This is a genomic window from Acidovorax sp. FG27, from assembly GCF_040365715.1.
Lineage (GTDB): Bacteria > Pseudomonadota > Gammaproteobacteria > Burkholderiales > Burkholderiaceae_C > Paracidovorax.
The window spans coordinates 43839-69935 of the sequence record NZ_BAABVY010000010.1 but is presented as its reverse complement, the minus strand read 5'-3'; the positions used below and the strand labels follow the sequence as shown (position 1 = coordinate 69935).

The following is a 26097-nucleotide window of genomic DNA, read 5'->3' as shown; positions in this document are numbered from 1 at the left end:
TGCGCCGGAGGCTGTTTTGACTCGAAACCCGTCACTGCGCGGCCTCCCAGGTGGTGCCGGCGGCGGAGTCCTTCAGCACGATGCCCTGGGCCAGCAGCTCGTTGCGGATCCGGTCGGCTTCGGCGAAGTCGCGGGCGGCCTTGGCGGCGGCGCGGGCGGCGATGCGGGCCTGGATGTCGGCGTCCTGCAGGCCGGCGCCAGCCTTCAGAAAGGCTTGCGGGTCGCCCTGCAGCAGCCCCAGGCAGCCACCCAGCGCCTTCAGCAGGCCGGCGGCCTGGGGCGAGCGGTTGCGATTGACCTCGCCCGCCAGGTCGAACAGCACGGCCACGGCCTCGGGCGTGCCGAAGTCCTCGTCCATCGCGGCCTTGAATCGGGCGGCGAACGGGTCGGTCCAGTCGATGGCCGGCAGGCCTTCGGCGGGCACCTGGCTCAGCGCGGTGTAGAGGCGCTTGAGGGCGCCACGGGCATCGTCCAGATGCGCGTCGCTGTAGTTCAGCGCGCTGCGGTAGTGCGCCCGCACGATGAAAAAGCGCACGGTCTCGGCGTCGTACTTCGCCAGCACGTCGCGGATGGTGAAGAAGTTGCCGAGCGACTTGCTCATCTTCTCGTTGTCCACCCGCACGAAGCCGTTGTGCATCCAGAACTTCGCCAGCGGCTTGCCCGTGGCGCCTTCGCTCTGGGCGATCTCGTTTTCGTGGTGCGGGAACTGCAGGTCGGCCCCGCCGCCGTGGATGTCGAAGCTCTCGCCCAGCGTTGCGCAGCTCATCGCCGAGCACTCGATGTGCCAGCCGGGGCGGCCCGCGCCGAACGGGCTGTCCCACTTCGCCTCGGGGGGCTCCTCGGGCTTGGCGGACTTCCACAGCACGAAGTCGAGCGGATCGTCCTTGCCCTCCAGCACGGCCACGCGCTCGCCGGCGCGCAATTCGTCCAGCGACTTGCCCGACAGCTTGCCGTAGCCCGGGAACTTGCGCACCGCGTAGTTCATGTCGCCGGTGCTGCCCTGGTAGGCCAGGCCCTTGTCCTGCAGGTTGCCGATCAGCGCCAGCATCTGCGGCACGTATTCGGTGGCGCGCGGCTCCACCGAAGGCGGCTCGATGCCCAGCGCGCCGATGTCCTGGTGCATGGCCGCGATCATCTCGTCGGTCAGCTGGCGGATGGTGATGCCGCGCTCCACGGCGCGGCGGATGATCTTGTCGTCGATATCGGTGATGTTGCGCACGTAGGTCACGCGCAAGCCGCTGCTCTTCAGCCAGCGCTGCACCACGTCGAACGCCATCATCATGCGGGCGTGGCCGATGTGGCACAGGTCATAGATGGTCATGCCGCAGACATACATGCGGACATGGCCCGCCTCCAGCGGGGCAAAGTCTTCCAGCGCACGCGACAGCGTGTTGTAGATACGCAAACTCATGGGATATCGGTGAGGTGTGGGGGATGCAGCCGGCGGCGGCGAGCGGCGCGCGCAGGGGTGGTTTCGGGCCTGTTGAAAGGCGGCGGCGGCACCGCGTGCGCCGCGTCGATCAGGAGCGGCGACAGCGTACCGGCATGACAAACCCCTCAGCTACAATCCGCCGCAGTATAAGCCGCGTTACGGCTTGACACCGCTCCAACTCCCCCGCAACGCCCATGCAGCCTGTCCTTCGCACCCTTCCCCGTCTCCTGCGCTGGATCGCGCTGTCCGCCGCGCTGGGTGCGCCGCTCGCTCATGCCGACGACTACGCCGACATCACCCAGCTGCTGCGCGCGGGCAAGCCGGCCGATGCGCTGGCCAAGGCCGACCAGCGCCTGTCGGCCAACCCGCGAGACCCGCAGCTGCGCTTCCTGCGCGGCGTGGCGCAGGCCGATTCCGGCAAGCAGGCCGAAGCGGTCACCACCTTCACCCGGCTGACGGAAGACTATCCGGAGCTGCCCGAGCCCTACAACAACCTGGCCGTGCTCTACGCGAGCCAGAACCAGCTGGACAAGGCCCGCACGGCGCTGGAAATGGCGATCCGCACCAACCCCAGCTATTCGACCGCGCACGAGAACCTGGGCGACATCTACGCCAAGCTCGCCAGCCAGGCCTACAACCAGGCGCTGCAGCTCGATGGCAGCAACGCCAATTCGGTGCGCCCCAAGCTGGCCTTGATCCGCGACCTGTTCTCGGCGGATGGCAAGGCGGCTTCTGCCAGTGGCGCGCGCCCCGCCGCCACGGCCGCCCGCCCTGCACCTGTACCCGCGCCCGCTGCGTCGCCCGCTCCCGCGCCTGCACCTGCTGCGGCCCCGGCCCCCAAGGCGGCGCCGCCCGCACCGGCACCCGCACCTGCCCCCGCCCCCGCACCTGCCCCCGCACCCGCACCGACCCCGGCTGCTTCGCCCGCCCCGGCCCCGGCTCCAGCGCCCGCCCCGTCGACCGCCAACGCGCCTGCCGCACCGGCGGCGACTGCCGAGAAGGACGTCATCCGCGCCGTCAACGCGTGGGCCAGCGCCTGGGAAAGCCAGGACATGGCCGGCTACCTGGGTGCCTATGACAGCAGCTACGCCCCGGGCAAGCAGTCCCGCGCCGCCTGGGAGAAGGAGCGGCGCGACCGCATCGTCGGCCGCGCCAAGATCAACGTCTCGGTCAACGACCTGCGCGTCACCGTCAACGGCAACAAGGCCCAGGCCAAGTTCCGCCAGGGCTACAGCTCGGGCAGCTACAACGTGAACAGCCGCAAGACGCTGGACCTGGTCAACCACGGCGGCCGCTGGGTCATCGTGCGCGAGTCCACCGGCGGTTGATTCCGGTTGCTGCGGTATCTCGGGCGCTGGCGCCCTCTTCCTGCCCGGTTTCTGACTTTCATGTTTTCCGCTAGACGGCCGGATCGCTCCGGCGTGCCCGGCGGCAGCGCGTTGCGTCGCCATGCCGCCGGCCTGGCCTTCACGCTCGCGGCCACGTCCCTTGCCGCGCACGCGCAGGGCGAGAAGCTGCGCCACATCGGCCAGGCCAAGCCCGGCAAGACGGCGCGTGCCGCCACCCCGCCCGCGGTGCTGCGTGACGGCCTGGCCGAGACGCGGCTGGTCGAGGTCTATCGCCTGACCGGCGAGGGCCGCACCCGCGAGGCGCTCGCCAAGGCGGAGAGCCTGGCGCGCGACTACCCCAACTTCCAGCTGGCGCAATTGGCGCTGGGCGACCTGCTCGCCGCCCGCGTGCGGCCGCTGCGGCAGATGGGCGACGTGCCCGCGCTCGCGGCGGGCGACGCTGCGGCGCCGCGTGCGGCGGGCGACGCCGCGGCGCCGCGCCCCGTGGCCGACGTGCTGGGCGAGCTGCGCGCCGAATCCCGCCAGCGCACCGACGCCCTGCGCGCCCGCCCGCCCGCCGGTGCCGTGCCGGCGCAGTTCCTGGAGATCGCGCCGCGCTCGCGCCACGCCATCGCCGTGGACGCATCGCGCTCGCGCCTCTATCTGTTCGAGAACACCGGCAAGGGCCTGGAGCTGGTCGCCGACTACTACGCCTCGGTGGGCAAGCTCGGCATCGAAAAGGCCATCGAAGGCGACCAGCGCACGCCGCTCGGCATCTACTACATCACCAGCCGGCTCGACGCGGCCAAGCTGTCCGACTTCTACGGCGCCGGCGCGCTGCCCATCAACTACCCCAGCCCGCTGGACCTGAGCCGGGGCAAGACCGGCAGCGGCATCTGGCTGCATGGCACGCCGCCCGACCAGTTCTCGCGCGCGCCGATGGCCACCGACGGCTGCCTGGCCCTGTCCAACCCCGACCTCGAACGCATCCTGCGCACGGTGGAGCCGCGCACCACGCCGGTGGTCATCGCCCGCCAGCTGCAGTGGGTGCAGCCCCAGAGCCTGCAGCCCGAGCGGCAGAAGTTCGAGGCCGTGCTGGACGCGTGGCGCAGCGCCAAGTCGCGGGGCGACATGCAGCGGCTGCTGGCCTTCTACGCCCCCGGCTTCGAGAGCTACGGCAAGATGCCGCTGGCCGACTGGAGCCGCGGCCTGGAAGCCGAGGCCCGCGCCCTGCGCGGGCGCGAGCTGCAGCTCAAGGACAAGTCCTACCTGCGCTGGACCGACACGGCCGACACCATGGTCGTCACGTTCGGCGAGGTCGCGGCCGGGGCGCGCACCGGCCCCGTCAAACGCCAGTACTGGATGCGCCAGGGCAACCAGTGGCAGATCTTTTTCGAAGGAGTGATTGGATGATTTCCAGAAGAAATACCGCGTTGGCGCTCGCCGGTGCTGCGCTGGCAGCTATGATTTCAATAGCACCCGCCCACGCGCAGGGCGCGGCCGCGCCCCGCGTGAAGATCGCCACGTCGATGGGCGACATCACCGTGCAGCTGGACCCGGCCAAGGCCCCCAGGACGGTCGCCAACTTTTTGAGCTACGTGAACGACAAGCACTACGACGGCACGGTGTTCCACCGCGTCATCGACGGCTTCATGATCCAGGGCGGCGGCTTCACCCCCGACATGCAGCAAAAGCCCACCAAGGCACCGATCGCGCTGGAGGCCAACAATGGCCTGAAGAACGACGCGTACACCATCGCCATGGCGCGCACCAACAACCCCGATTCGGCCACGGCGCAGTTCTTCATCAACGTGAAGGACAACGCCATGCTGAATGCCAACGGCGAAGGCAACGGCTACGCCGTGTTCGGCAAGGTCGTGTCCGGCACCGACGTGGTGGACAAGATCAAGGCCGTCGCCACCGGCAACAAGGGCCCGCACCAGAACGTGCCCGTCACGCCCGTCATCATCACCTCCGCCACGGTCGTGAAGTGACGGCCGGCGGACCGCCGGCTCCCCTCCACCCGCAGAACTGCCCCGTGCAGACCCCGAACGCAAAGGACCTGAAATGAGCAACCCCCAAGTCGAACTCCACATCGCCGGCCACGGCGTCATCACCCTCGAGCTGGACGCCGAGAAGGCGCCCAAGTCGGTGGAAAACTTCCTCGCCTACGTGAAGAAGGGCCACTACGACAACACCATCTTCCACCGCGTGATCCCCGGCTTCATGGTGCAGGGCGGCGGCTTCGAGCCCGGCATGAACCAGAAGGGCACCGACGCGCCGATCCAGAACGAGGCGCAGAACGGCCTGAAGAACGCCAACTACACCGTGGCCATGGCCCGCACCAGCGACCCGCATTCCGCCACGGCGCAGTTCTTCATCAACGTGGCCGACAACGGCTTCCTGAACCACACCGCGCCTTCCGCCCAGGGCTGGGGCTATGCCGTGTTCGGCAAGGTCGTCAAGGGCACCGAAGTGGTGGACGCCATCAAGGCCGTGAAGACGGGCCGCAAGGGCTTCCACGACGACGTGCCGAAGGACGACGTGATCATCGAAAAGGCCGTGATCGTCTAAGCCCCCCTGAGTCGCTTCGCGCCTTCCCCCGCCGGGGGACGCCGCCCTGGCCCGGCGCGAGCGCCTCCCCATTTCCATCCCATGAATCCGCCCGTGCCAGACGCCCGCGAGTTCGTCGCGCCCGCCGGCTGGCGCATGGTGGATTTCGTCTCCGACATGCACCTGGACGCGGCTCACCCCGCCACGGTGCGGGCGTTTGCCGGGTATCTCGCCGCCACGCCGGCCGACGCCGTCTTTCTGCTGGGCGACGTGTTCGAGGTCTGGCCGGGCGACGATGCGCTGGATGAACCGGCCAGCTTCGAGGCCGACTGCGGCGAACTGCTGCGCCGCACGGCGCTGCGCACCCTGCTCTTTTTCATGCACGGCAACCGCGACTTCCTGGTGGCGGAAGGGTTTTCCCGCCGCACCGGCATTCCCGTGCTGGACGACCCCACGGTGCTGTGCTTCGCCGGCCGGCGCTGGCTGCTGTCGCACGGCGATGCGCTGTGCCTGGGTGATGTGGACTACCAGCGCTTCCGCGCCACGGCGCGCAACCCGCAGTGGCAGGCCCAGGTGCTGTCGCGCCCGCTGGCCGAGCGCCGGGCGCTCGGGCGCAGCGTGCGCACCGAAAGCGAAGCGCGCAAGCAGTCCGGCACCGGCTTCTATGGCGACGTGGACGCCGCCGCGGCGGTCACCTGGCTGCAGGCCGCCCGGGCCGAGGCGCTGATCCACGGCCACACGCACCTGCCGGCCGACCACGTGCTGCGCCCCCAGGGCGCCGCCACGGCTCCCGCCCTCACCCGCCACGTGCTCACCGATTGGGACCTGGACGCCGCCCCCGCCCGCGCCGGCGTGCTGCGCCTCACCCCCCAGGGCTTGGAACGCATCGCGCTCGCCCCCAGCTAGGGCTTCATGCCCGCCGTACTCCTTCCCCGCGCCCTGCGCCGCCTGGCCAACCGCGTCCGCGCCACCCTGGCACCCGTGCCCGACATCGACGTGCCGCTCTGGCTGCAGACCGTGCGGCGCTACCCGTTCCTCGCGGTATTGAGCACGGAGGACCAGTCCAAGCTGCGCGCCCTGAGCGCCCTCTTCCTGCAGCGCAAGGAATTCACCGGCGCCCACGGCTTCGAAGTGACCGACGCCGTGGCCGTGGCCATTGCCGCCCAGGCCTGCCTGCCCCTGCTGCACTGGGGCGACCCGGCGAAGGCGCTGGCCTGGTACGACGATTTCGTCGGCATCGTCGTGCACCCGGGCGAGGCGGTGGCGCGCCGCCAGGCGGTGGACGAAGCCGGCGTGGTGCACGACTACGACGAGGTGTTGCTGGGCGAAGCCATGGAACGCGGCCCCGTCATGCTCAGCTGGCCGGCGGTGGACGGCGCCGGCCGGCCCCTGGCCCACGCCGCCGGCATCGCCCAGGGCAGCGGCACCAGCGTGGTCATCCATGAATTCGTGCACAAGCTGGACATGCAGGGCGGCCATGCCGACGGCTGCCCGCCGCTGCCCGGCGGCTTCATGGGCGCGGGCGACGCGCGCGAGGCCCGCACGCTGTGGCGCGACGCCTGGGCCCCGGCCTACGACGCCTTCCGCGAGAAAGTCATCATCGCCGAGCGCTTCGGCGGCGAGCAGCCCTGGCTGGACAGCTACGGCGCCACCGCCCCGGCCGAATTCTTCGCCGTGGCCTGCGAGGCCTACTTCGTCAGCCGCGAGCGGTTCGCGCAAGAATTCCCCACGCTCATGCCGCTGCTGGACGCGTTCTTCCGCACCGGCGATTGACCGGGTACGCCGCGCCGGGTCAGGTTGGGCCTTTCACTGGGGTGGTTGGGGGCCACCATGGGCCACGCCCTGGCTTCGACGGGCTCAGACCCCACCGTCGGTGGACGGAGTGGCTGACCGCCACCACCCCGCCCCGGCGTCTCAGGCCACCCGCGTGCGGTAGGCCACGCCGTCGCGCCCCGGGTCGGCGCCGCCGTGCAGGCGGCCGTCCGGTGCGATCTGCACGCCGTGCACCCAGCCGATGGTGTAGTTGTACGGGTTGCGGAACACCTCGTATCCCTCGGCCTGCAGCCGACGCGTGACGTGGCGCGGGATGCGGTTGCACACGTCGATGGAATTGCTGGTGGACGAAAAGCGCGGCGCCGAGACCGCCTCCTGCATGCCCATGCCGTGGTCGATCATGTTCAGCAGCACCTGCAGCACGCCCATGGCGATTTGCGTGCCGCCGGGCGCGCCCAGCACGATCTCGGGCCGGCCGTCCGCGCCGAACACGATGCTCGGGCACGACGACGTGAACCGGCTCTTGCCCGGCTGGATGCTGCCGGCGCGGCCCGGGCGGGGGTCGAACACGCCCATGCAGCCGTTGTAGAAGAAACCCATGCCCGGCGTGATGACGCCCGAAGGCATGGCGAGCGAATGCGTCATCGACACGCAGTTGCCGTCGCCGTCCACCACGCTCAGGTGCGTGGTGTCGCGGGGCACGGGCGCGCCCGGGTTCACGCGCTCGACGCGGTGGCGCTCGCCGGCGCGGATCGCCTCGGCCGACCGGGCGGCGTTGTCCTTCGACAGCAGGGCCTCGAGGGGCACCTCCACGAAGGCCGGGTCGCCGATGTGGCGGTCCTTGTCGGTGGTGGCGCGCTTCATCACTTCGCTGAGCAGGCGCAGGTAGTCGGGGCCGTTGTGCTCCATGCCGGCCAGCGCGAAGTTCTCCAGCAGGTTCAGCATCTGCAGCAGCATGGCGCCGCCGCCCGGCGGCTGGTTGGTGGTGACGGTGCGGCCCCGGTAGCTGCCGACCAGCGGGGCGGTGCGGCGCACCTGAAAGCGCGCCAGGTCGTCCATCGACAGCAGGCCGCCCAGCGACTGCACGTGCGCCACCATGCGGCGCGCCAGCTCGCCCTCGTAGAACGGCGCGATGCCCTCCTGCGCCACCTGGGCCAGCACGCCGGCCATGCCGGGGTTGGCGAGCGGCGTGCCGATGGGTTGGGGCGAGCCATCCGCGCGGCAGTAGAGCGCCCTGCCCTCGTCGCTGAAGCGCAGGCGGTCGAGATTGCTGGCCCGGCCCATGGTGGGCTCGTCGATCCAGAAGGCGTGCATGCCGGGGCGCACGAAGAAGCCGTCCGTCGCCCAGGCGATGGCCGGCGCCACCACCTCGCTCCACGGCAGGCGGCCGTGGGCGCCGTGCATCGCCGCCAGCCCTTTCAGCGTGGCCGGCGTGGCGATGGACTGCGGGCCGATGTCGTTGACGCGGCCAGCGAGGATGAAGCCGAAGCCGTCCCTGGTTTCGCCTTCCAGCAGGTCGGCCCACATGTCCTCGCGGCAGGCGAGCGGCGCGGGGGCGTGGAAGTCGAAGTATTCGTGCGCCGCCGGCCCGCCCGCGCCCTGCATGTAGACGGCCGCCGTGCCGAAGCCGGCGATGCCGCACATCAGCGGGTCCACCACGGTCTGGGCCAGGGCGGTGGCCACGGCGGCATCGACCGCGTTGCCGCCGGCGCGCAGGATCTCGATGCCCGATTCCGCCGCCTCGGGCTGAGGGCAGGAGACCATTGCCTCCCGGTGCTGCAGCGCGGTCATCGTTGGGCGCTCAGGTTCAGCGCGTTCAGCGCCGGGCCCCAGGCCTGGGCGTCGCGCCGGGCGACTTCCATCAGCTGGCTGGCGGGGCCGGCCATCGGAATGGCGTTCATGCCTTTCAGCTTGGCCTGCACGTCGGGGCTGGCGTGGAAGGCCTGCGTGCCTTCATGCAGCCTGGCGATGATGGCGGGCGGCGTGCCGGCGCGCGCCACGATGCCGCTCCAGCCCATGGTGTCGAAGTCCTTCACGCCCAGTTCGTTGGCGGCCGGCACGTCCGGCAGCTCGGCCAGGCGCGAGGGCGCCAGCACCACCAGCGGCACCACCTTGCCGCTCTTGATGTGCGGCAGGGCCGTGCCCAGCACCGGCGCCATGACCTGCGTCTGCCCGCCGATGGTGGCCATCAGGCCGTCGGGCTCGCCGCGAAACGGCACGTGGGTCATCGAGATGGCGAGCTTGCTCTGCAGCAGCTCCACCGCCAGCTGGGTCGAATTGCCCAGGCCGGACGACGAGAAGTTGAGCTGGCCCGGGTGCGCCTTGGCGTACTTGACCAGGTCGTCCAGCGTCTTGAAACCGGTGGCCGGGTTGGCGACCAGCACGAAGGGCACGGTGCTGAGCATGCCGACGCCGGTGAAGTCCTTTTCCGGGTCGTAGGGCAGCGGCTTGTAGACGAACTTGTTGAGTACCATCTGCGAGACGCCGCCGAACATCAGCGTGTAGCCGTCGGCCGGCTGGCCCAGCACCTGCTGCGCGGCGATGATGCCGCCTGCGCCGGGTTTGTTCTCCACCACGATGTTGGCGCCCAGCGCCTTGCCGGCATGCTCGGCCCAGAGGCGCGCCACGGTGTCGGAGCTGCCGCCCGCCTGCTGCGACACGACGAGGCGGATGGGCCGCGTGCCGGGGTAGCCGGCGGTGGCGGCCTGCTGGGCCAGCACCGGCGCCGCGCCCAGGGCACCCCAGGCCAGCGCGGTGGCCGCGATCTTCACGAGGCAGGAACGTTTATTCATGGTGGGCAATCTCCAATGCAAGAGGAAGGATGGAGCCGCCCATGCGTGGAGAGCGACCGTCTTCCTTGCATTATTCGAGCCCCCTGCCTGCCGCACCAGCGAATTCGCCCGATGGTTCCATTAGCATTCGCTCATGGTTTCCTACGAACAAGTCGCCTGGGCGCGGCGCCTGAAGATCAGGCACCTCGAATCCTTCCTGGTACTGGACGACGCCGGCACGCTGACCGAGGCCGCCGCCCGCATGCACATGACGCAATCGGCCATGTCGCACTGGCTGGCCGATCTGGAAGAGCTGGTGGGCATGCCGCTGGTCACGCGCGGGCGCCGCATCCAGCTCACCGCGGCGGGCGTTGTGATGAAGCGGCTGGCGGTGAGCGTGCTGGGCGACATCTCGCGCACGCAGATGGAGCTGGGCGCGGTGGCCGAGGGCCGTACGGCACGCCTGCACATCGGCAGCGTGTGGGCGGGCGTGGCGCGCGGCGTGCCGGGGGCGCTGGCGCAGTTCCAGTCGCTGCACCCGCACATCTCGGTCACCGTGTCGGAAAGCCCGTTCAGCCACCTGCTGGAAGGGCTGGAGAACAAGCAGCTCGACGTGGTGGTGGGCTCGCTCGACGCCCGGGCGCACCACCCGCGCCTGCAGCACCGCGAGCTGTTCGAAGACAACGTCTGCCTGGTGGTGGGCCGCGCCAGCCGCTTCTGGAACGCGCCCGGCCCCGTGCGGCTGGCCGACCTGCTGCAGGAGAGCTGGATCATGCCGCCGAAGGGCACGCTGATGCGCTCGCAGATGGACACCGCCCTGCTCGACAGCGGCGTGCCCTGGCTGCTGCCCAAGGTGGAGACCGCGGCCATCACCACCCTGCAGGCGCTGGTGCACCAGGGCGACTACGTGGGCGTGTGTTCGGAGGCGATGGCGGAGTACCAGGCGGCGCTCGGCACGCTGCGCATCCTGCCGCTGGACCGGGCCATCCGCTTCGGGCCGGTGGGCGTGGTCTGGAGCCGCGACAACACGGCCGAGGCCGTGCAGTTGTTCGTGGAGCACATCACGCGCTCGGTCGGCCGGCCGGACGGCGCCGAAGATGCTAGCAAAAACATAGCATGATGCGCCGGTAGATCAAGCGCTGGAGCCATTTTTGGCCTGGAATCAGGCCGGCGCTGCGCCCAGGCACTGCCGCGCCACCTGCGCGACGTGCGCGGCCTCCACGCCGAAGTAGCGGCGCAGCGCCGCCCGCGTATCGCTGCGGCCGAAGCCGTCGGTGCCCAGCGTGAGGTAGCGGCGGCCCGCCGGCACGAAGGCGCGCACGCTGTCCGGCACGGCCCGCACGTAGTCGGTCGCGGCGATGACGGGGCCGCGGGTGCCGGCCAGCACCTGGGTCAGCCAGGGCGTGCCGGGCGCGGCCTCGCCCGCCAGGGCGCGCTGCTCGCAGGCGATGCCGTCGCGGGCCAGCTCGCTCCAGCTGGTGACGCTGACCACGGTGACATCAATGCCCTCGGCGGCCAGCTGCCGTGCGGCCTGCACCACCTCGGTCAGGATGGCGCCGGAGCCGAGCAGCGTGACGGATTCTTCAGGCGAAATCGGCCGCTCGCGCCCGTCGGTCGGACGCATCCAGCTATTGAAAACATAGCAACCGCGCAGCACGCCCTCGGCCGCGTCCGCAGGCAGGTCGGGCTGGGCGTAGTTCTCGTTCATGAGCGTGACGTAGTAGAAGACGTCCTGCTGCTCGACCAGCATCTGGCGCATGCCGGCCTCCACGATCACGGCCAGCTCGCCCGCGTAGGCCGGGTCGTAGGCCTTGCAGTTCGGGATGGTGGCGGCCACCAGGTGGCTGGAGCCGTCCTGGTGCTTCAGCCCCTCGCCACCCAGCGTGGTGCGGCCCGACGTGGCGCCCAGCAGAAAGCCCCGCGCCCGCTGGTCAGCGGCAGCCCAGATGGCGTCGCCCACCCGCTGGAAGCCGAACATGGAGTAGTAGATGTAGAACGGCAGCATCGCCAGGCCATGCACGCTGTAGCTGGTGGCGGCGGCCGTCCAGCTGGCGATGGCGCCGGCCTCGCTGATGCCTTCTTCCAGGATCTGGCCGTCGAGCGCCTCGCGGTAGGGCAGCACCGAGCCGATGTCTTCCGGCGCGTAGCGCTGGCCCACGCTGCTGTAGATGCCCACCTGCTTGAAGAGGTTGGCCATGCCGAAGGTGCGCGCCTCGTCGGCCACGATGGGCACGATGCGCGGGCCCAGCTGCGCGTCCTTCAGCAGCGCCCCCAGCATGCGCACGAAGGCCATGGTGGTGCTCATCTCCTTGCCCTGCGGCTGCAGCGCGAACTGCGCGTACTGCGCCAGCGGCGGCACCGGCACGGTGTCGCAGGCCGTCTCGCGGCGCGGCAGCGCGCCGCCCAGGGCCTGGCGGCGCGTGTGCAGGTATTGCATCTCCGGGCTGTCCTCGGCCGGGCGGTAGAAGGCCAGACCCGTGGCCTGCGCGTCGGTGAGCGGCAGGTTGAAGCGGTTGCGGAATTCGATCAGGTCGCCTCCATCGAACTTCTTCTGGCTGTGCGTGGTCATCTTGCCCTGCCCCGCCGCGCCCATGCCGTAGCCCTTCTTGGTGTGGGCCAGGATGACGGTGGGCTGGCCGCGATGGGCCGCTGCGGCCGCATAGGCGGCGTGGATCTTCACCAGGTCGTGGCCGCCGCGCTTCAGGCGGTCGATCTGCTCGTCGGTCAGGCCCTGGGCCAGCGCCACCAGCTCGGGCGACTGGCCGAAGAAATGGTCGCGGTTGAAGCGCCCGTCCTTGGCGGCGAAGGTCTGCATCTGCCCATCGACCGTGCCGCCCAGCGTGCGGGCGAGCGTGCCGGTGAGGTCGCGGGCGAAGAGCCCGTCCCAGTCGCTGCCCCAGAGCAGCTTGACCACGTTCCAGCCCGCGCCGGCGAAGAGCCGCTCCAGCTCGTCGATGACGCGGCCGTTGCCGCGCACCGGGCCATCGAGCCGCTGCAGGTTGCAGTTGACCACCCAGACCAGATTGTCCAGCCCCTCGCGGGCGGCCAGCGTCAGCGCGCTCATGCTTTCCGGCTCGTCCATCTCGCCATCGCCGAACACGCCCCACACCTTGCGCTGCTGGCAGTCGAGCAACTGGCGGTGCGTGAGGTAGCGCATGAAGCGCGCGTGGTAGATGCTGCTGATCGGGCCGATGCCCATCGAGCCGGTCGGGAACTGCCAGAAGTCGGGCATGAGCCAGGGGTGCGGGTAGCTCGAAAGGCCCTGCGCGCCCTCTTGCGGCGCGGTGATCTCCTGGCGGTAGTGCTGCAGGTCGCGTTCGGTGAGCCGCCCTTCCAGGTACGCCCGGGCATAGACGCCCGGCGCGCTGTGTGGCTGGAAGAACACCAGGTCGCCCCGGTGCTGGCCCGGCGCCGTGCCCTCCCGGGCGCGGAAGAAGTGGTTGAAGCCGGCCTCGAACAGATCGGCCGCGCTGGCATAGCTGGCGATGTGCCCGCCCAGCTCGCTCGATCCGCCCATCTCGGCCTGGTTGGCGCGCACCACCATCGCCAGCGCGTTCCAGCGCATCAGCGAGGCCAGCCGCTCCTCGATGGCGAGGTCGCCCGGAAAGACCGGCTGCGCCTCCACCGCCACGGTGTTCACATAGGGCGTGTTCAGCGTAGGCTGCCAGCCGGTGCGCTGCTGGCGGGCCAGCGCGGCCAGCTCATCGAGCACGAAGCGGGCGCGCTCCGGGCCGTGGGCGGCCACCAGCGCCAGGAAGGCGTCGCGCCATTCGGCGGTTTCCTGCGGGTCGGTGTCCGGGGCGGCTTCGGGAGGGAGGGCCAGGGCTTGGAGCGGCAGCGGTGCGTTCATCCGGCCACTGTATCGGCGGCGGCGCGGCATGAGCGGCTGTTGCAGCCTGTGATTAACCCGCGATCGCGGCATCTTCTGCCGCCCCATTCCTAAAATGCGGCAGATGAAACTCGATGCACTGGATTTGCGCATTTTGGCGGAGCTGCAGGCCGACGGATCGCTGTCGAACGTGGAGCTGGCCCGCCGCGTGCACCTGTCGCCCTCGCCGTGCCTGGCCCGCGTCAAGGCGCTGGAGGCCGCCGGCGTGATCGCCCGCTACGTGGCGCTGGCCAATGCCGCCGCGCTGGGCCTGGGGCTGAACGTGTTCATCAACATCAGCCTGAAGTCGCAGGCCAAGACGGCGCTGGCCGACTTCGAGCGCCGCATCGCGGAGCACGACGAGGTGATGGAGTGCTACTTGATGAGCGGCGACTCGGACTACCTCATCCGCGTGGCGGTGGCGGACATCGGCGCGCTGGAACGCTTCATCCTGGAGCAGCTCACGCCCATTCCCGGCATCGAGAAGATCCGTTCCAGCTTCGCGCTGAAACAGGTGCGCTACAAGACCGCGCTGCCGCTGCCGGGCCCGGGCTGACCCGCGCCGGTCAGCCGGCCGGTGCCGGGCGCGGCACGGCGCCGCCGGTCGCCACGCGCTTGCGCACGTCCGACAGCACGGCCTTGAGCCGGCGGGCGTTATCCGGCCCGATGCGCAGCAGCATCTTCTGGCCGCTGGAGAGCGCCTCCAGCTTCGGGTCGGCAAACTCGTAGCGCACCCAGGGCCGGGTGGAAGGCACCTCGCCCTGCACGCGGGTGAGCTGCACCAGCAGCGGGCCGCGCGGCTCGGGCGTGGCGACGAGGTGGTCCAGCACGGCGACGAGCCGGTCGTTGAAGTATTTGCCGGGGTAGCCCAGCTCTTCGTAGGCCGCCTGGAAGAGCGGATAGAGCTGCGCATAGAGTTTGACCGCGCCGTCCTTGGGCACCGATTCGGCGAAGGCGACGAAGGCGCCGTAGCGGGCCGCGTTGGCCGGGGCGATGGTCTGGGTCTGCGCGTCGGCCGGGCCTTCGACCAAAAAGCGGTCGGGCGCGGGCTGCACGGGCCAGAGGCGCGAGGCGGCCTGCGGCCGCGCCAGGTTGTCCACCGTGGCGACCACGCGGCGCACGAAGCCGTCCACCTGCAGGAAGGAGGCCACCTTCTGGCTGCCCAGCAGGTCGCCCAGCGCCCGGGCGACGTGCGCGTCGGAATCCGCCAGCGCCGGCAGGTCGGCCGCCGGCGGCGCCAGCGCATCGACCCGGTTCTGCGGGCCCGATGCCGCGGCGAGCGGCGCCGATGCGGGCGCGGCGGCAGGCGGTGCCACGGCGGCGGGCTCCGGCTGCGGCGCGGCGGCGACGGGCGGCGCCACGGGCGCATGCGCCGGCCGCCACCAGAACAACCAGCCCGCGCCGGCCGCCACAGCGACGGCCAGCACCGCCGGCAGCGCCCAGGAGCCGGAGGCCGGCCGGGGCCGGGGGCGGTAGGGGTCGGTCGGTTCGCGTTCAGGCATGGCTCGGTCCTTTCATGGTCGGCGGTGTCGATGCGGCGATCCGGGCAGCAGCCGCCGCAGCAGTGCGACACCCGAAGCGGCCCGGCGTTCCCCTGCAGCGTCGAATACCTGCGCTTGCTATTGATTAGATAGCACAATACCCAGGAATATCAAGCGCGGGAGCCCTGAAACACTATGAACGGGTGGCCAGTTGCTGCAGCCAGGCCATGGCGTCCCGCACCTCGTCGGGCCGCAGCTCGTGCAGGCTCTGGTACTCGCGGTAGGTGAGCGCCAGCGGCAGGCTGCCCGCGTGGTCGCGGATGGCGTGCGCGCTGGCCAGCGCGATGACGTTGTCCTGCACGCCGTGGCTCACCCAGAGCTCTTTGCCGGCCAACTGGGCCGCCGGCGCGGCGTGCGGCAGGGCCTGGGGCAGCAGGCGGCTGTGCAGCACCAGGGCGCCCTGCAGCGCGGCGGGCCGGGTCAGCAGCAGCGTGAGCGCCATGATGCCGCCCTGGCTGAAGCCGCCCACCACCACGCGCCCGGCGGGCACGCTCAGCTGGCGGGCGGCGGTCTCCACCGTCTGGGCCACCAGGGCGCGGCTGGCGAGCTCCTGCGGCTCGTTGATGGCGCGGCGGCCGTCGGGCTCCACGGTGAATTCGAACCAGGCATTCGCATTCGGTCCCATGCGGTAGGGGGCGCGCAGGCTCAGCACATGGAAAGGCGCGGGCACGAAGCCGGCCAGTCCGAACAGGTCTTCTTCGTTGCTGCCCACGCCATGCATCAGCACCAAAAGCCAGGGCTCGGGCGTGGCGGCGGCGGGCGGGCGGTACAGGTGGGAGAGCGGCAGATCCAGATTCGGCATGGTGGCGGTCGAGAATTCGGTCAAACCCCAGAGGTGGGTCGTGACCCGCCCCATTCAAGCACCATTGCGGTGCGGTTTTGCAACGCGGGATTGCAACGCGGCGCCGACCGCTTCAGCCGCCATCGCGCACCCGGCCGCGCAGCGCCTTCACGCTGGAGCGCTGGGTCTTCGACTCCAGCCGGCGCAGGCGGGACGAATAGGTGGGCTTGGTGGCGCGGCGGGCCTTCGGTGCCACGGCCGCGGCGTCCACCACCTCCTGCAGCCGCCGCAGGGCGTCGAGGCGGTTGGCCTCCTGCGTGCGGAACTGCTGGGCCTTCAGCACGAAGACGCCCTCCTGCGTCAGCCGGCTGTCGCGCAGGGCCAGCAACCGCTCCTTCACTTCATCGGGCAGGGAAGACGCCGCGATGTCGAAGCGCAGGTGCACGGCGCTGGAGACCTTGTTCACGTTCTGCCCGCCCGCCCCCTGGGCGCGCACCGCCGTCCACTGCACCTCGCGCTCGTCGATCAGCACCAGCGGCTGGCGTTCCATGGCGGTTCAGGTGGGCGCGCCGGCCTGCAGCGCGGCCCGCAGTGCGGTCAGAAAGGCATCGGGCCGCTCGAACTGCACCCAGTGGCCGGCATCGTCGATCAGCGCCAGGCCGCGGAAGTCGGGCGCGGCGGCGGCGTAGGCGCCTTCCAGCGCCGAGATCCATTCCTTGTAGAGCGCGTCCCGCGCACCGTAGATGGCGTGCACCGGGCAGGCCACGCGCGGCAGCGAGCGGGCCAGCAGGTCGGTGTGGGCCAGCCGCCGGCGCGGCATGCGGTCGCGCAGCACGTTGGCGATGTGCAGCTCGAGCGCCAGGCCGTCGATCAGCCCCGTGTCGTGCAGCATCAGCGCGGCCAGGTTGTGGCGGTGCACATCGACCTGCTCGTACGGCGGCAGATGGCGCCAGGCCTTGAGTTGGAACTGCCGCCGGGGCACCACGCCCATGGCCGGGGCGCCCACCAGCACCAGCTGGCGGGCGAGCGCCGGGTGTTCCGCCAGCAGCAGGCCCGCCGTGAGGCCGCCGAACGAGAAACCCACCAGATCGACCGGCTCGCCGCCGAACAGCTCGCGCAGGCCGCTCGCCAGCGGCGCCACGATGGCGTCGGCATCGAAGCCGCCATCCGGCAGGGCCGAATCGCCGAAACCCGGCAGGTCGGGAATCCACACGCTGCGGCCGGCAGCGACCAGGCCTTCGATGTTGCGCACCCAATGCGTCCAGCTGCCGCTGCCGCCGTGCAGCAGCACGAGGGGCGGCAGCCCGGGCGTACGGGCGTCGCCGCCCCAGGCATGCCAGACCGTCTGGCCGCCGCCGCAGGGCGTGGCATGGCCCCGGGCCAGCGCCTGCAGCCGGGCGACCTCGGAGTGCGGGGCGGCCGGCGCCGTCACAGGCCCGCCAGGGCGTCGATGGCCAGCGGGTAGCCCTGCACGCCCAGCCCGCACATGACCGCCCGGGCGACGGGCGCGAGGTACGAATGGTGGCGGAAGGCCTCCCGCGCATGCACGTTGCTGATGTGCAGCTCGATCAGGGTGACGCCGGTGCCCTTCACCGCATCGGCCAGCGCCACGCTGGTGTGGGTGTAGGCGCCGGCATTGAACACCAGGCCGGCCAGTTCGCCCGCGGCATGCAGGCGGCCGGCTTCGTGGATCCAGTCCACCAGCACGCCTTCATGGTTGCTCTGGCGGAATTCGAGCCGAAAGCCGTGGCGGGCGCAGGCGGCAGCGCAGAGCTGCTCCACGTCGGCCAGGGTCTGCGCGCCGTACACGGCTGGCTCGCGCGTTCCCAGCAGGTTCAGGTTGGGGCCATTGAGGACGAAGACGGTTTTCATGCGATGACGGGGGGTGGCAGGCTGGACAGCGCCACCCTGAGCGGGCACGGGTGGCCGAAGCGGCGATTATGAAGGCGCCCCCACCGGTGGCCGGCGGGCCCGACGCCGCAGCCGGCTGGCGGGCGGGCTTGCGACCGCCCACGAAAAAGCGGCCCCGAGGGCCGCTTGCCAAGTGCGCGAATCTGCCAGGAGGGGTTTTCAGCGCCAGTCGCGTGGACCGTGGCCGTGCCCATGCCGGTGGCCGGGGCCGCGGTCGCCCCGATAGCCTTCGCGGTAGTAGTAGCCGCCGTAGGCAGGCGGGCTGACGACCACGGGCGGCGCGTAGTACACGGGGCGCGGCGGGCGGTAGTAGACCGGCGGAGGCGGCGTGTAGACGACCGGCGGGGGGGCGTAGTAGATCGGGCGCGGTGGCGCGTAGTAGACGGGTGGCGGGCTGTAGTAGCTGTTGGAGCCACCGATCACCACGCCCGGCACGCCCACGCCGATGGACCAGTGCACGTCGCTGCGCGCATGCGCGGCCCCGGCGCCAGCCAGCAGGGCCAGCCCCACGCCGGCGGATGCGGCCAGAGCGCGGAAAGTAAGGCGTCGAGTCATGGAAATCTCCTTTTTCGTAGGTGGTAGCGCCGCCTGCCGGCACGCGCCCTCAAAGACCTGGAACACACCCACAACGCGCCAGGTAGCCAAAAGGATGGCACAAACGCTTTGCAATCTTGTTTCCGGACGTAGCCCGAGTGTGTCGTCCGGTAAGCCGGCGGGCCCGGCACCGGGGTGGGCGCCGCCTAAAATGAGGCGATGAGCTCCCCCTCCTCCCCAGACACTTCTTCTCCTGACACCGCCCGGCCCAGCAATTTCCTGCGGCAGATCATCGAAACCGACCTGTCTCAGGGCACGCATGCCCAGGCGCGCTGGGGCGGCACCCCGGGCGACGCGGCGCACCACGCGGCCGGCCAGCCCGATCCGGCGCGTATCCGCACCCGCTTTCCGCCCGAGCCCAACGGCTACCTGCACGTGGGCCATGCCAAGAGCATCTGCCTGAACTTCGGCCTCGCGGCCGACTACGGCGGTGTCTGCCACCTGCGCTTCGACGACACCAATCCGGAGAAGGAAGACCAGGAATACGTCGATGCCATCATCGACGCCGTCCACTGGCTGGGGTTCGACTGGCAGGCCCACGGCACCGAGCACCTGTACTACGCCAGCAATTATTTCGACTTCATGTACCGCGCGGCGGAGCATTTGATCGAGACGGGGCACGCCTACGTCGATGAGCAGACGCCCGACGAGATGCGCGCCAACCGGGGCGACTTCGGCAAGCCGGGCGTGGACAGCCCCTTCCGCACCCGCACGCCGGCCGAGAACCTGGCGCGCTTTCGCGAGATGAAGGCCGGGCAGCTGCCCGACGGCGCGGCCGTGCTGCGCGCCAAGATCGACATGGCGTCGCCCAACATCAACCTGCGCGACCCGGCCATCTACCGCATCAAGCACGCCGAACACCACAACACCGGCAACCAGTGGTGCATTTACCCGATGTACACCTTTGCGCATCCGATCGAGGACGCGCTGGAGCACATCACCCACAGCATCTGCACGCTGGAATTCGAAGACCAGCGCCCGTTCTACGACTGGCTGATGGACCGGCTGGTGCAGGGCGGCCTCATCGCCGCACCGCAGCCGCGCCAGTACGAATTCGCCCGGCTGAACCTGACCTACGTGGTCACCAGCAAGCGCAAGCTCAAGCACCTGGTGGACAGCGGCATCGTCAGCGGCTGGGACGACCCGCGCATGCCCACCATCGTGGGCCTGCGCCGGCGCGGCTACACGCCCGAGGCGATCCGGCTGTTTTGCGAGCGCATCGGCGTGACCAAGGACTATTCCTGGATCGACTACGGCACGCTGGAAGGCTGCCTGCGGGAAGACCTGGAGAACAAGGCCCACCGCGGCATGGCCGTGCTCGACCCCGTCAAGCTGGTGCTGACCAACTGGGACGAGGTGATGGGCGCCGGCCACCTGGAAGCCTGCAGCATGCCCGCCCTGCCCCACCCGCCCGAGGGCGTGGAAGCGCCCGTGCGCCACTTCACCCTGGGCCGCGAGGTGTGGATCGAGCGGGAAGACTTCGAGGAAGCGCCGCCCAAGGGCTACAAGCGGCTCTTCCCGGGCAACAAGGTGCGCCTGAAGGGCGGCTACGTGATCGAATGCACGGGCTGCGAGAAGGACGCCGAAGGCCGCGTGACCCAGGTGCTGGCGACCGTGGTGCCGGACACCAAGAGCGGCACGCCCGGCGCCGACACGGTCAAGGTGAAGGCCGCCATCACCTGGGTGGGCGTGGCCGACGGCGTGCCCGCCGAGGTGCGCCTCTATGACCGGCTGTTCACCGATGCGCAGCCGGACGCGGGCGGCAAGGACTTCCTCGCGCTGCTGAACCCGAACAGCCTGAAGGTGGTGACGGCCTACGTCGAGCCCTCGCTGGCGCAGGCCCGGCCCGACCAGAAGTTCCAGTTCGAGCGCTTCGGCTACTTCGTGGCGGACCGGCAGGACCACACGCCGGCCCGGCCGGTGTTCAACCGCGTGACCGGGCTGAAGGACAGCTGGGGCAAGTAACGCCTGCCGCTCGCTGCACCACTGAGTGTGATGGCACCCCGGCCTGGGCCGGCGGCGCCGCCTTCCCGGCATCCGGATGCTATATTTTTTATAGCCATATGCGCTTATAAATCAAGCGCTGGAGCCATTTTTGACTTGAAACCGAGCCCGATTCGACCATGCAATTCTCCGATCGCCTGCAGCAACTGCCCGCCGCCACCCACATCGCCTCCATCGAACTGACCGACCCCACGGGCCAGCCGGTGGCCACGCTGGAAAACAAGCCGGGCCAGGCCGGCTCGGTGGCCGTGTACCACGCGCTGGCCGCCTTGTACGGCGGCGTCGTCACACCGGCCGCCGCCCGCCTGGGCCTGGAGTGGTATGCCGAGCACACGGCCGACGCGAAGGCCCACCGGGCAAGCACCCGAACATCGACCGCCTGCTGGCCTGGGCGGACGGCACGGCGGTGTACGGCGTGAAGGCAACCCGCAAGACCGACGCCTGAGTCCCGGCGCCTGAGTCGCCAGGCTGCGCGCACTGACCCGGTGGCAGCGGGAGACCGCCACCCACCCCGGGGCGGGCCGGCATCCGACGGCACCGCGCGCGGCCCAGGCGGACAATGGCCCGCGCCGGCACACGCACCCAGCGCGCCGGCCGTGCGGGCCGGCCCCGGACGCACCACCGGAGCCGCCCTTGACCCCTCCCCCTTGCATCACCTGGCGCCGCGCCGCCCTCTCCATGGCCGGCGCCGCCGCGCTGGCCCTTTGGTTGGGCGGCTGCTCCGACGTCGGCACGCTGAACGCGGTGACGGCCCGCGGCAGCCACACCTTGCAGGCCGACGTGGCCTATGGCGGGCTCCCCCGGCAGCGGCTGGACGTGTACCGCCCGCTCGCCGCCGCGCCCGCCGGTGGCTGGCCGGTGGTGGTGTTCTTCTATGGCGGCTCGTGGAACAGCGGCGAACGCGGCGACTACCGCTTCCTGGGCGAAGCCCTGTCCGCCCGGGGCGTGCTGACGCTGGTGGCCGACTACCGCCTCTACCCCGAAGTGCGCTACCCCGATTTCGTCGAGGACAGCGCGCAGGCGGTGGCCTTCGGCCTCGACCACGCCGCGCAATGGGGCGGCGACCCGAAGCGGGTGTTCGTGATGGGCCACAGCGCAGGCGGCTATAACGCGGCGATGGTCGCGCTCGACGCCCGCTGGCTGGCCGCGAACCGCCATGCTCCGCAAGACCTGGCGGGCTGGATCGGTCTGGCCGGCCCGTACGACTTCTTTCCGACCGACAACCCGGATGCGCAGCCGGTGTTCTTCCATCCGCACTATCCGCCCCGCGCCCAACCCATCGAATTCACGCAGACCCGCGCGCGACCGACTTTCGTGGGCGCACCTACAAAGGACAGCCTGGTCAGCCCGGAACGCAGCACCCGCCAGCTGGCCGCCAGGCTGGCGGCAGCGGGCACGCCCGTCACCCTGCGGACGTACCCGGGCGCGAGCCACACCACGCTGATCGGCGCCTTCGCCTGGCCGCTGCGCTGGGTCGCACCCGTGCTGGACGACGTGGTGGCCTTCATCCAGAGCACGCCGCCGGTGGTAGCGCGCTAGGGAAGCTCTGCACGAATCGAGCGGAAAGTGGGCGCTGCGGATCGGGAGGGGCTGCAAGGCGCAAACCGCAGCTTTTAGCGAAGCTATGGCATGATTGGCAACGCTCCAGACTGCCCGAATCCGCAGATGCACACGGCGCGGTGATTCGTGCAGGGGTTCCCCAGGCGCCAGCAGCGCCGCACCGCTGCGTCAGAGCTGCGATTCGAGCAGGCTCGCCAGCTTCTCGGCCAGCTTTTCCTTCCACGGCCGATTCAGCCATTCGTCGTAGGTGACGCGGTGGGAGCGGGCCACGTCCTGCTCGAACACCACGGCCTGGCGGCGGGCGAAGGCTTCGTCGTAGACGTTGAGGTTGGCTTCGTCGTTCAGCCGAAACGAGCGGTTGTCGAAATTGGTGGAACCCACCGACACCATGCGCTGGTCCACGATCATGACCTTGCAGTGGTACATGGTCGGGCGGAACTCGTAGATCTCGGCGCCCGCCTGCAGCAGCTCGCCCCAGGTGGCGCGGGAGGCGGCCTTCACCGTCTCGGTATCGGTGTGCTCGCCCGGCGTGACGATGCGCAGCCGCACACCGCGCTGCAGTGCGTCCATCAGCAGCTTCATCGTCAGCTCGTCGGGCACGAAGTAGGCGGCCGACAGGTCGATGCTCTGGTCGGCTGCCGTGACGGCCATGTGGTACATGAGCTGCATGCTCTCGCTGCCACTGGAAGGCGAGCTGGAGAACATCTGCGCGCGGTGCGGGCCCACCGGCGCCAGCGCGGGAAAGTACGCGTCGCCGTGCAGCACCTCGCCCGTCACCTTGAGCCAGTTGTCGAGAAAGGTCGCCTGCATGTGGGCAACGGCCGGGCCGCGCACTTGGTAGTGCGTGTCGCGCCAGTGCTCGGGGCCCTGCGCATTGCCGGTCCATTCTGGCGCGATGCCGACGCCCCCGGTGAAGCCGATGGCGCCATCGGCGATGAGCAGCTTGCGGTGGGTGCGGTTGTTCAGGCGGGCCAGGTTGTACCAGTGCGGCTCGTGGAACTTCTCTATGCGCACGCCGGCCTGCTTCATCTCGTCGAGGTAGCTTTCCTCCATCTTGGCGCTGCCCACCCAGTCCAGCAGCACGTGCACCTTCACGCCGGCGCGGGCCCGCTCGCTCAGGGCGTCGGCAAACTGCTTGCCGATGTCGCCCGACCAGTAGATGTAGGTCTCGAAGGTGACGGTGCGCTGGGCCGAGCGGATGGCGGCCAGCATGGCGGGAAAGATCTGGTCGCCGTTCTGCAGATCGATCACCTCGTTGCCGCCCAGAACGCCGGGGCCGAGCAGGTTGCCCATCGCTCGGTCGAACTGCGGGCTGGCGGTGCCATAGAGGCGCGGCAGCTGCTGCTGCACCTGCTTCTCGCCAGCGGTGAAGTTGAGCGCCAGCAGCACCAGAGCCACGGTCACGACGAAGGTGAGAAGTACGATGCCTGTCGTGCTGCGGGTCTTTTGCATGGCGGGGATTGTCAGCGGCCCCCCACGCGCGGCCTGTAGGTGGACAGCGTTACAGCGCTGCCTTCGCGGCTTCGAGCGCTCGCACCCGCCAGCCAGCACCAGCCCGCGCAGGCGGGTGATGACAAGCGCGGCCCATGAAAAAACCCGCCGAAGCGGGTTTCTTTGAAGGGTGCGGCGCGGGTGTGGCCCACGTCCGGCGGCCAGGCGGGCCGCCGCGTGCGAACGTCAGGCCGCCACCTTGGCGAGCAGCTCGTTCAGCGTCTTGCTGGGGCGCATCACGGTTTCCAGCTTGGCGGCGTCGGGCTGGTAGTAGCCGCCGATGTCCACCGGCTTGCCCTGCACCTGGTTCAGTTCTTCGACGATCGTCTTCTCGTTGTCCGCCAGGGCCTTGGCCAGCGGCGCGAACCTTGCTTGCAGCGCGGTGTCTTCCGTCTGCGCGGCCAGCTCCTCGGCCCAATACAGCGCCAGGTAGAACTGGCTGCCGCGGTTGTCGAGCTGGCCGGTCTTGGGGCTGGGGTTCTTGTTGTTGTCCAGCAGCTTGCCGGTGGCCAGGTCCAGCGTCTTGGCCAGCACCTTGGCCTGCGCGTTGTTCTCCTTCAGGCCCAGGTCTTCCAGGCTCACCGCCAGCGCCAGGAACTCGCCCAGCGAATCCCAGCGCAGGTGGTTCTCTTCCACCAGCTGCTGCACGTGCTTGGGGGCCGAGCCGCCGGCGCCCGTTTCGTACATGCCGCCACCGGCCATCAGCGGCACGATGGAGAGCATCTTGGCGCTGGTGCCCAGTTCCATGATCGGGAACAGGTCGGTGAGGTAGTCGCGCAGGATGTTGCCGGTGACCGAGATGGTGTCCAGGCCGCGGATCACGCGCTCCAGCGTGTAGCGCATGGCGCGCACCTGGCTCATGATCTGGATGTCCAGGCCGGTGGTGTCGTGGTCCTTCAGGTACTTCTTGACCTTCTTGATCACTTCGTTTTCATGCGGACGGTACGGGTCGAGCCAGAACACGGCCGGCATGCCGGAGTTGCGGGCGCGCGTGACGGCCAGCTTCACCCAGTCCTGGATCGGCGCGTCCTTGACCTGGCACATGCGCCAGATGTCGCCCTGCTCCACGGTCTGGCTCAGCAGCACTTCGCCGGTGGCCAGGTCGACGATATTCGCCTGGCCGCCTTCGGGCACTTCGAAGGTCTTGTCGTGCGAGCCGTACTCCTCGGCCTGCTGGGCCATCAGGCCCACGTTGGGCACCGTGCCCATGGTCTTGGGATCGAAGGCGCCGTGCCACTTGCAGAAGTTGATGATCTCCTGGTAGATGCGGGCGAAAGTCGATTCGGGCATCACGGCCTTCACGTCCTTCAGGCGGCCATCGGCGCCCCACATCTTGCCGCCGTTGCGGATCATGGCGGGCATGGAGGCATCCACGATCACGTCGTTGGGCGAATGGAAATTGGTGATGCCCTTGGCGGAATCGACCATCGCCAGCTCGGGGCGGTGCTCGTGGCAGGCGTGCAGGTCGCGCTTGATCTCGTCCTGCTTGGCGCTTGGCAACGTGGCGATCTTGTCGTACAGGTTCACCATGCCGTTGTTGACGTTCACGCCCAGCTCTTCGAACAGTTTGGCGTGTTTTTCGAACGCGTCCTTGTAGAAGATGCGCACGCAGTGGCCGAAGACGATGGGGTGCGACACCTTCATCATGGTGGCCTTGACGTGCAGCGAGAACATCACGCCGGTCTTGTGCGCGTCCTCGATTTCCTTTTCGTAGAACTCCAGCAAGGCCTTCTTGCTCATGAACATGCTGTCGATGATCTCGCCGTCCTTGAGCGACACCTTCGGCTTGAGCACGATGGTCTTGCCGCTGTCGGTCACCAGCTCCATCTTCACGTCGCGGGCCTTGTCCAGCGTCATGGACTTTTCGCCATGATAGAAGTCGCCATGGTGCATGTGCGAGACGTGCGAGCGCGAGGCCTGGCTCCACTCGGCCATCGAATGCGGATTCTTGCGGGCGTATTCCTTGACGGCCTTGGGCGCGCGGCGGTCGGAGTTGCCTTCGCGCAGCACGGGGTTCACGGCGCTGCCGATGCAGCGCGCATAGCGGGCGCGCACGGCCTTTTCCTCGTCCGTCTTCGGATCTTCGGGAAAATCGGGAATGGCGTAGCCCTTGCCCTGCAGTTCCTTGATGCAGGCCATCAGCTGCGAGACCGAAGCACTGATGTTGGGCAGCTTGATGATGTTGGCGTCGGGCTCGAGCGTCTTCTTGCCGAGTTCGGTCAGGGTGTTGGGCACCTTCTGGTCGTCCTTGAGGTACTCCGGAAATTCGCCCAGGACCCGCGCGGCGACGGAAATGTCGCTCTCGACCACGTCGATGCCGGCGGGTGCCGTGAAGGTCCGCACGATCGGCAGGAACGAGGCCGTCGCCAGGCGCGGCGCTTCGTCGGTCAGCGTATAGATGATGGTGGGCTTTTCGCTACTCATGGAATCTCCTCGAAGGGGGCCTGGGGCCCCGGGGTGCACTACACAAAAAGGGATGCGCGGGATGGT

The 26097-nt window shown here is 69.8% G+C and carries 22 protein-coding genes and 1 pseudogene; 11 read left to right on the top strand and 12 right to left on the bottom strand.

Annotated features, from left to right (window positions below):
- Positions 1-31: 31 nt before the first annotated feature.
- Complete coding sequence (gene cysS / locus ABWV53_RS14170; RefSeq protein WP_353366787.1) at positions 32-1411, bottom strand: cysteine--tRNA ligase; 1380 nt, start codon at positions 1409-1411, stop codon at positions 32-34.
- Between the two features lie 215 nt (positions 1412-1626).
- On the opposite strand from cysS, the gene ABWV53_RS14165 reads away from it, so the two are divergent.
- From ABWV53_RS14165 to ABWV53_RS14140, 6 genes are all read left to right on the top strand, one after another.
- Positions 1627-2760 (top strand): tetratricopeptide repeat protein, encoded by a 1134-nt coding sequence (locus ABWV53_RS14165; protein WP_353366786.1) that lies wholly within the window; start codon positions 1627-1629, stop codon positions 2758-2760.
- Positions 2761-2820: 60 nt separating this feature from the next.
- Positions 2821-4173 (top strand): L,D-transpeptidase family protein, encoded by a 1353-nt coding sequence (locus tag ABWV53_RS14160; RefSeq protein WP_353366785.1) that lies wholly within the window; start codon positions 2821-2823, stop codon positions 4171-4173.
- Positions 4170-4754: a peptidylprolyl isomerase gene (locus ABWV53_RS14155; RefSeq protein WP_353366784.1), complete on the top strand. Its 585-nt coding sequence runs from the start codon at positions 4170-4172 to the stop codon at positions 4752-4754. Before ABWV53_RS14160 ends, ABWV53_RS14155 begins: the two co-directional genes overlap by 4 nt.
- A gap of 73 nt (positions 4755-4827) precedes the next feature.
- A complete protein-coding gene (locus ABWV53_RS14150; protein ID WP_353366783.1) occupies positions 4828-5334 on the top strand; it encodes a peptidylprolyl isomerase in 507 nt (168 codons plus the stop codon).
- Positions 5335-5415: 81 nt separating this feature from the next.
- Positions 5416-6219 (top strand): UDP-2,3-diacylglucosamine diphosphatase, encoded by an 804-nt coding sequence (locus ABWV53_RS14145; protein WP_353366782.1) that lies wholly within the window; start codon positions 5416-5418, stop codon positions 6217-6219.
- 6 nt (positions 6220-6225) lie between these two features.
- On the top strand, positions 6226-7086 hold the full coding sequence (locus ABWV53_RS14140) for a M90 family metallopeptidase (RefSeq protein ID WP_353366781.1): 861 nt from the start codon (positions 6226-6228) through the stop codon (positions 7084-7086).
- A gap of 141 nt (positions 7087-7227) precedes the next feature.
- On the opposite strand, the gene ABWV53_RS14135 is transcribed toward ABWV53_RS14140, so the two are convergent.
- Together ABWV53_RS14135 and ABWV53_RS14130 are read right to left on the bottom strand one after the other, a co-directional pair.
- Positions 7228-8850, bottom strand: a complete 1623-nt coding sequence (locus ABWV53_RS14135) for a gamma-glutamyltransferase family protein (RefSeq protein WP_353366780.1) — start codon at positions 8848-8850, stop codon at positions 7228-7230.
- Between the two features lie 23 nt (positions 8851-8873).
- Positions 8874-9878, bottom strand: coding sequence for a Bug family tripartite tricarboxylate transporter substrate binding protein (locus ABWV53_RS14130; RefSeq protein ID WP_353366779.1), 1005 nt, complete (start codon positions 9876-9878; stop codon positions 8874-8876).
- 133 nt (positions 9879-10011) lie between these two features.
- On the opposite strand from ABWV53_RS14130, the gene ABWV53_RS14125 reads away from it, so the two are divergent.
- Positions 10012-10977, top strand: coding sequence for a LysR family transcriptional regulator (locus ABWV53_RS14125; protein ID WP_353366778.1), 966 nt, complete (start codon positions 10012-10014; stop codon positions 10975-10977).
- Positions 10978-11019: 42 nt separating this feature from the next.
- On the opposite strand, the gene mdeB is transcribed toward ABWV53_RS14125, so the two are convergent.
- Positions 11020-13707 carry an alpha-ketoglutarate dehydrogenase gene (gene mdeB / locus ABWV53_RS14120; RefSeq protein ID WP_353366777.1) on the bottom strand — a complete coding sequence of 896 codons (2688 nt, stop codon included), beginning with the start codon at positions 13705-13707 and terminating at the stop codon, positions 11020-11022.
- Positions 13708-13810: 103 nt separating this feature from the next.
- Between mdeB and ABWV53_RS14115 the strand changes: the two genes are divergently transcribed.
- Positions 13811-14281 (top strand): Lrp/AsnC family transcriptional regulator, encoded by a 471-nt coding sequence (locus ABWV53_RS14115; protein WP_353366776.1) that lies wholly within the window; start codon positions 13811-13813, stop codon positions 14279-14281.
- A 10-nt stretch (positions 14282-14291) separates the two neighbouring features.
- On the opposite strand, the gene ABWV53_RS14110 is transcribed toward ABWV53_RS14115, so the two are convergent.
- From ABWV53_RS14110 to ABWV53_RS14085, 6 genes are all read right to left on the bottom strand, one after another.
- Entirely contained in the window at positions 14292-15227 is a 936-nt protein-coding gene (locus ABWV53_RS14110) for a DUF3014 domain-containing protein (RefSeq protein ID WP_353366775.1), read from the bottom strand.
- 172 nt (positions 15228-15399) lie between these two features.
- Positions 15400-16068, bottom strand: coding sequence for an alpha/beta hydrolase (locus tag ABWV53_RS14105; protein WP_353366774.1), 669 nt, complete (start codon positions 16066-16068; stop codon positions 15400-15402).
- A gap of 112 nt (positions 16069-16180) precedes the next feature.
- Positions 16181-16597 (bottom strand): alternative ribosome rescue aminoacyl-tRNA hydrolase ArfB, encoded by a 417-nt coding sequence (arfB, locus tag ABWV53_RS14100; RefSeq protein ID WP_353366773.1) that lies wholly within the window; start codon positions 16595-16597, stop codon positions 16181-16183.
- A gap of 6 nt (positions 16598-16603) precedes the next feature.
- Positions 16604-17479: an alpha/beta fold hydrolase gene (locus ABWV53_RS14095; protein WP_353366772.1), complete on the bottom strand. Its 876-nt coding sequence runs from the start codon at positions 17477-17479 to the stop codon at positions 16604-16606.
- Positions 17476-17919 carry a type II 3-dehydroquinate dehydratase gene (gene aroQ / locus ABWV53_RS14090; RefSeq protein WP_353366771.1) on the bottom strand — a complete coding sequence of 148 codons (444 nt, stop codon included), beginning with the start codon at positions 17917-17919 and terminating at the stop codon, positions 17476-17478. Before aroQ ends, ABWV53_RS14095 begins: the two co-directional genes overlap by 4 nt.
- Before the next feature lie 198 nt (positions 17920-18117).
- A complete protein-coding gene (locus ABWV53_RS14085) occupies positions 18118-18513 on the bottom strand; it encodes a hypothetical protein (RefSeq protein ID WP_353366770.1) in 396 nt (131 codons plus the stop codon).
- A 198-nt stretch (positions 18514-18711) separates the two neighbouring features.
- Here ABWV53_RS14085 and ABWV53_RS14080 point away from each other — a divergent pair, with 198 nt between their 5' ends.
- The 3 genes and pseudogenes from ABWV53_RS14080 to ABWV53_RS14070 all read left to right on the top strand — a co-directional run bounded on the left by ABWV53_RS14080 (position 18712) and on the right by ABWV53_RS14070 (position 22095).
- Positions 18712-20517, top strand: a complete 1806-nt coding sequence (locus ABWV53_RS14080; protein ID WP_353366769.1) for a glutamine--tRNA ligase/YqeY domain fusion protein — start codon at positions 18712-18714, stop codon at positions 20515-20517.
- Between the two features lie 158 nt (positions 20518-20675).
- Positions 20676-21001: pseudogene (locus tag ABWV53_RS14075) on the top strand (DUF2322 family protein).
- Between the two features lie 233 nt (positions 21002-21234).
- Positions 21235-22095 carry an alpha/beta hydrolase gene (locus ABWV53_RS14070; RefSeq protein ID WP_502903913.1) on the top strand — a complete coding sequence of 287 codons (861 nt, stop codon included), beginning with the start codon at positions 21235-21237 and terminating at the stop codon, positions 22093-22095.
- A gap of 189 nt (positions 22096-22284) precedes the next feature.
- Here the strand turns inward: ABWV53_RS14070 and ABWV53_RS14065 are convergent, their stop codons facing one another.
- Both ABWV53_RS14065 and ABWV53_RS14060 read right to left on the bottom strand, forming a co-directional pair.
- Positions 22285-23568: a phospholipase D-like domain-containing protein gene (locus tag ABWV53_RS14065; RefSeq protein ID WP_353366767.1), complete on the bottom strand. Its 1284-nt coding sequence runs from the start codon at positions 23566-23568 to the stop codon at positions 22285-22287.
- Between the two features lie 225 nt (positions 23569-23793).
- Positions 23794-26031 (bottom strand): NADP-dependent isocitrate dehydrogenase, encoded by a 2238-nt coding sequence (locus ABWV53_RS14060; protein WP_353366766.1) that lies wholly within the window; start codon positions 26029-26031, stop codon positions 23794-23796.
- Positions 26032-26097: the final 66 nt, after the last annotated feature.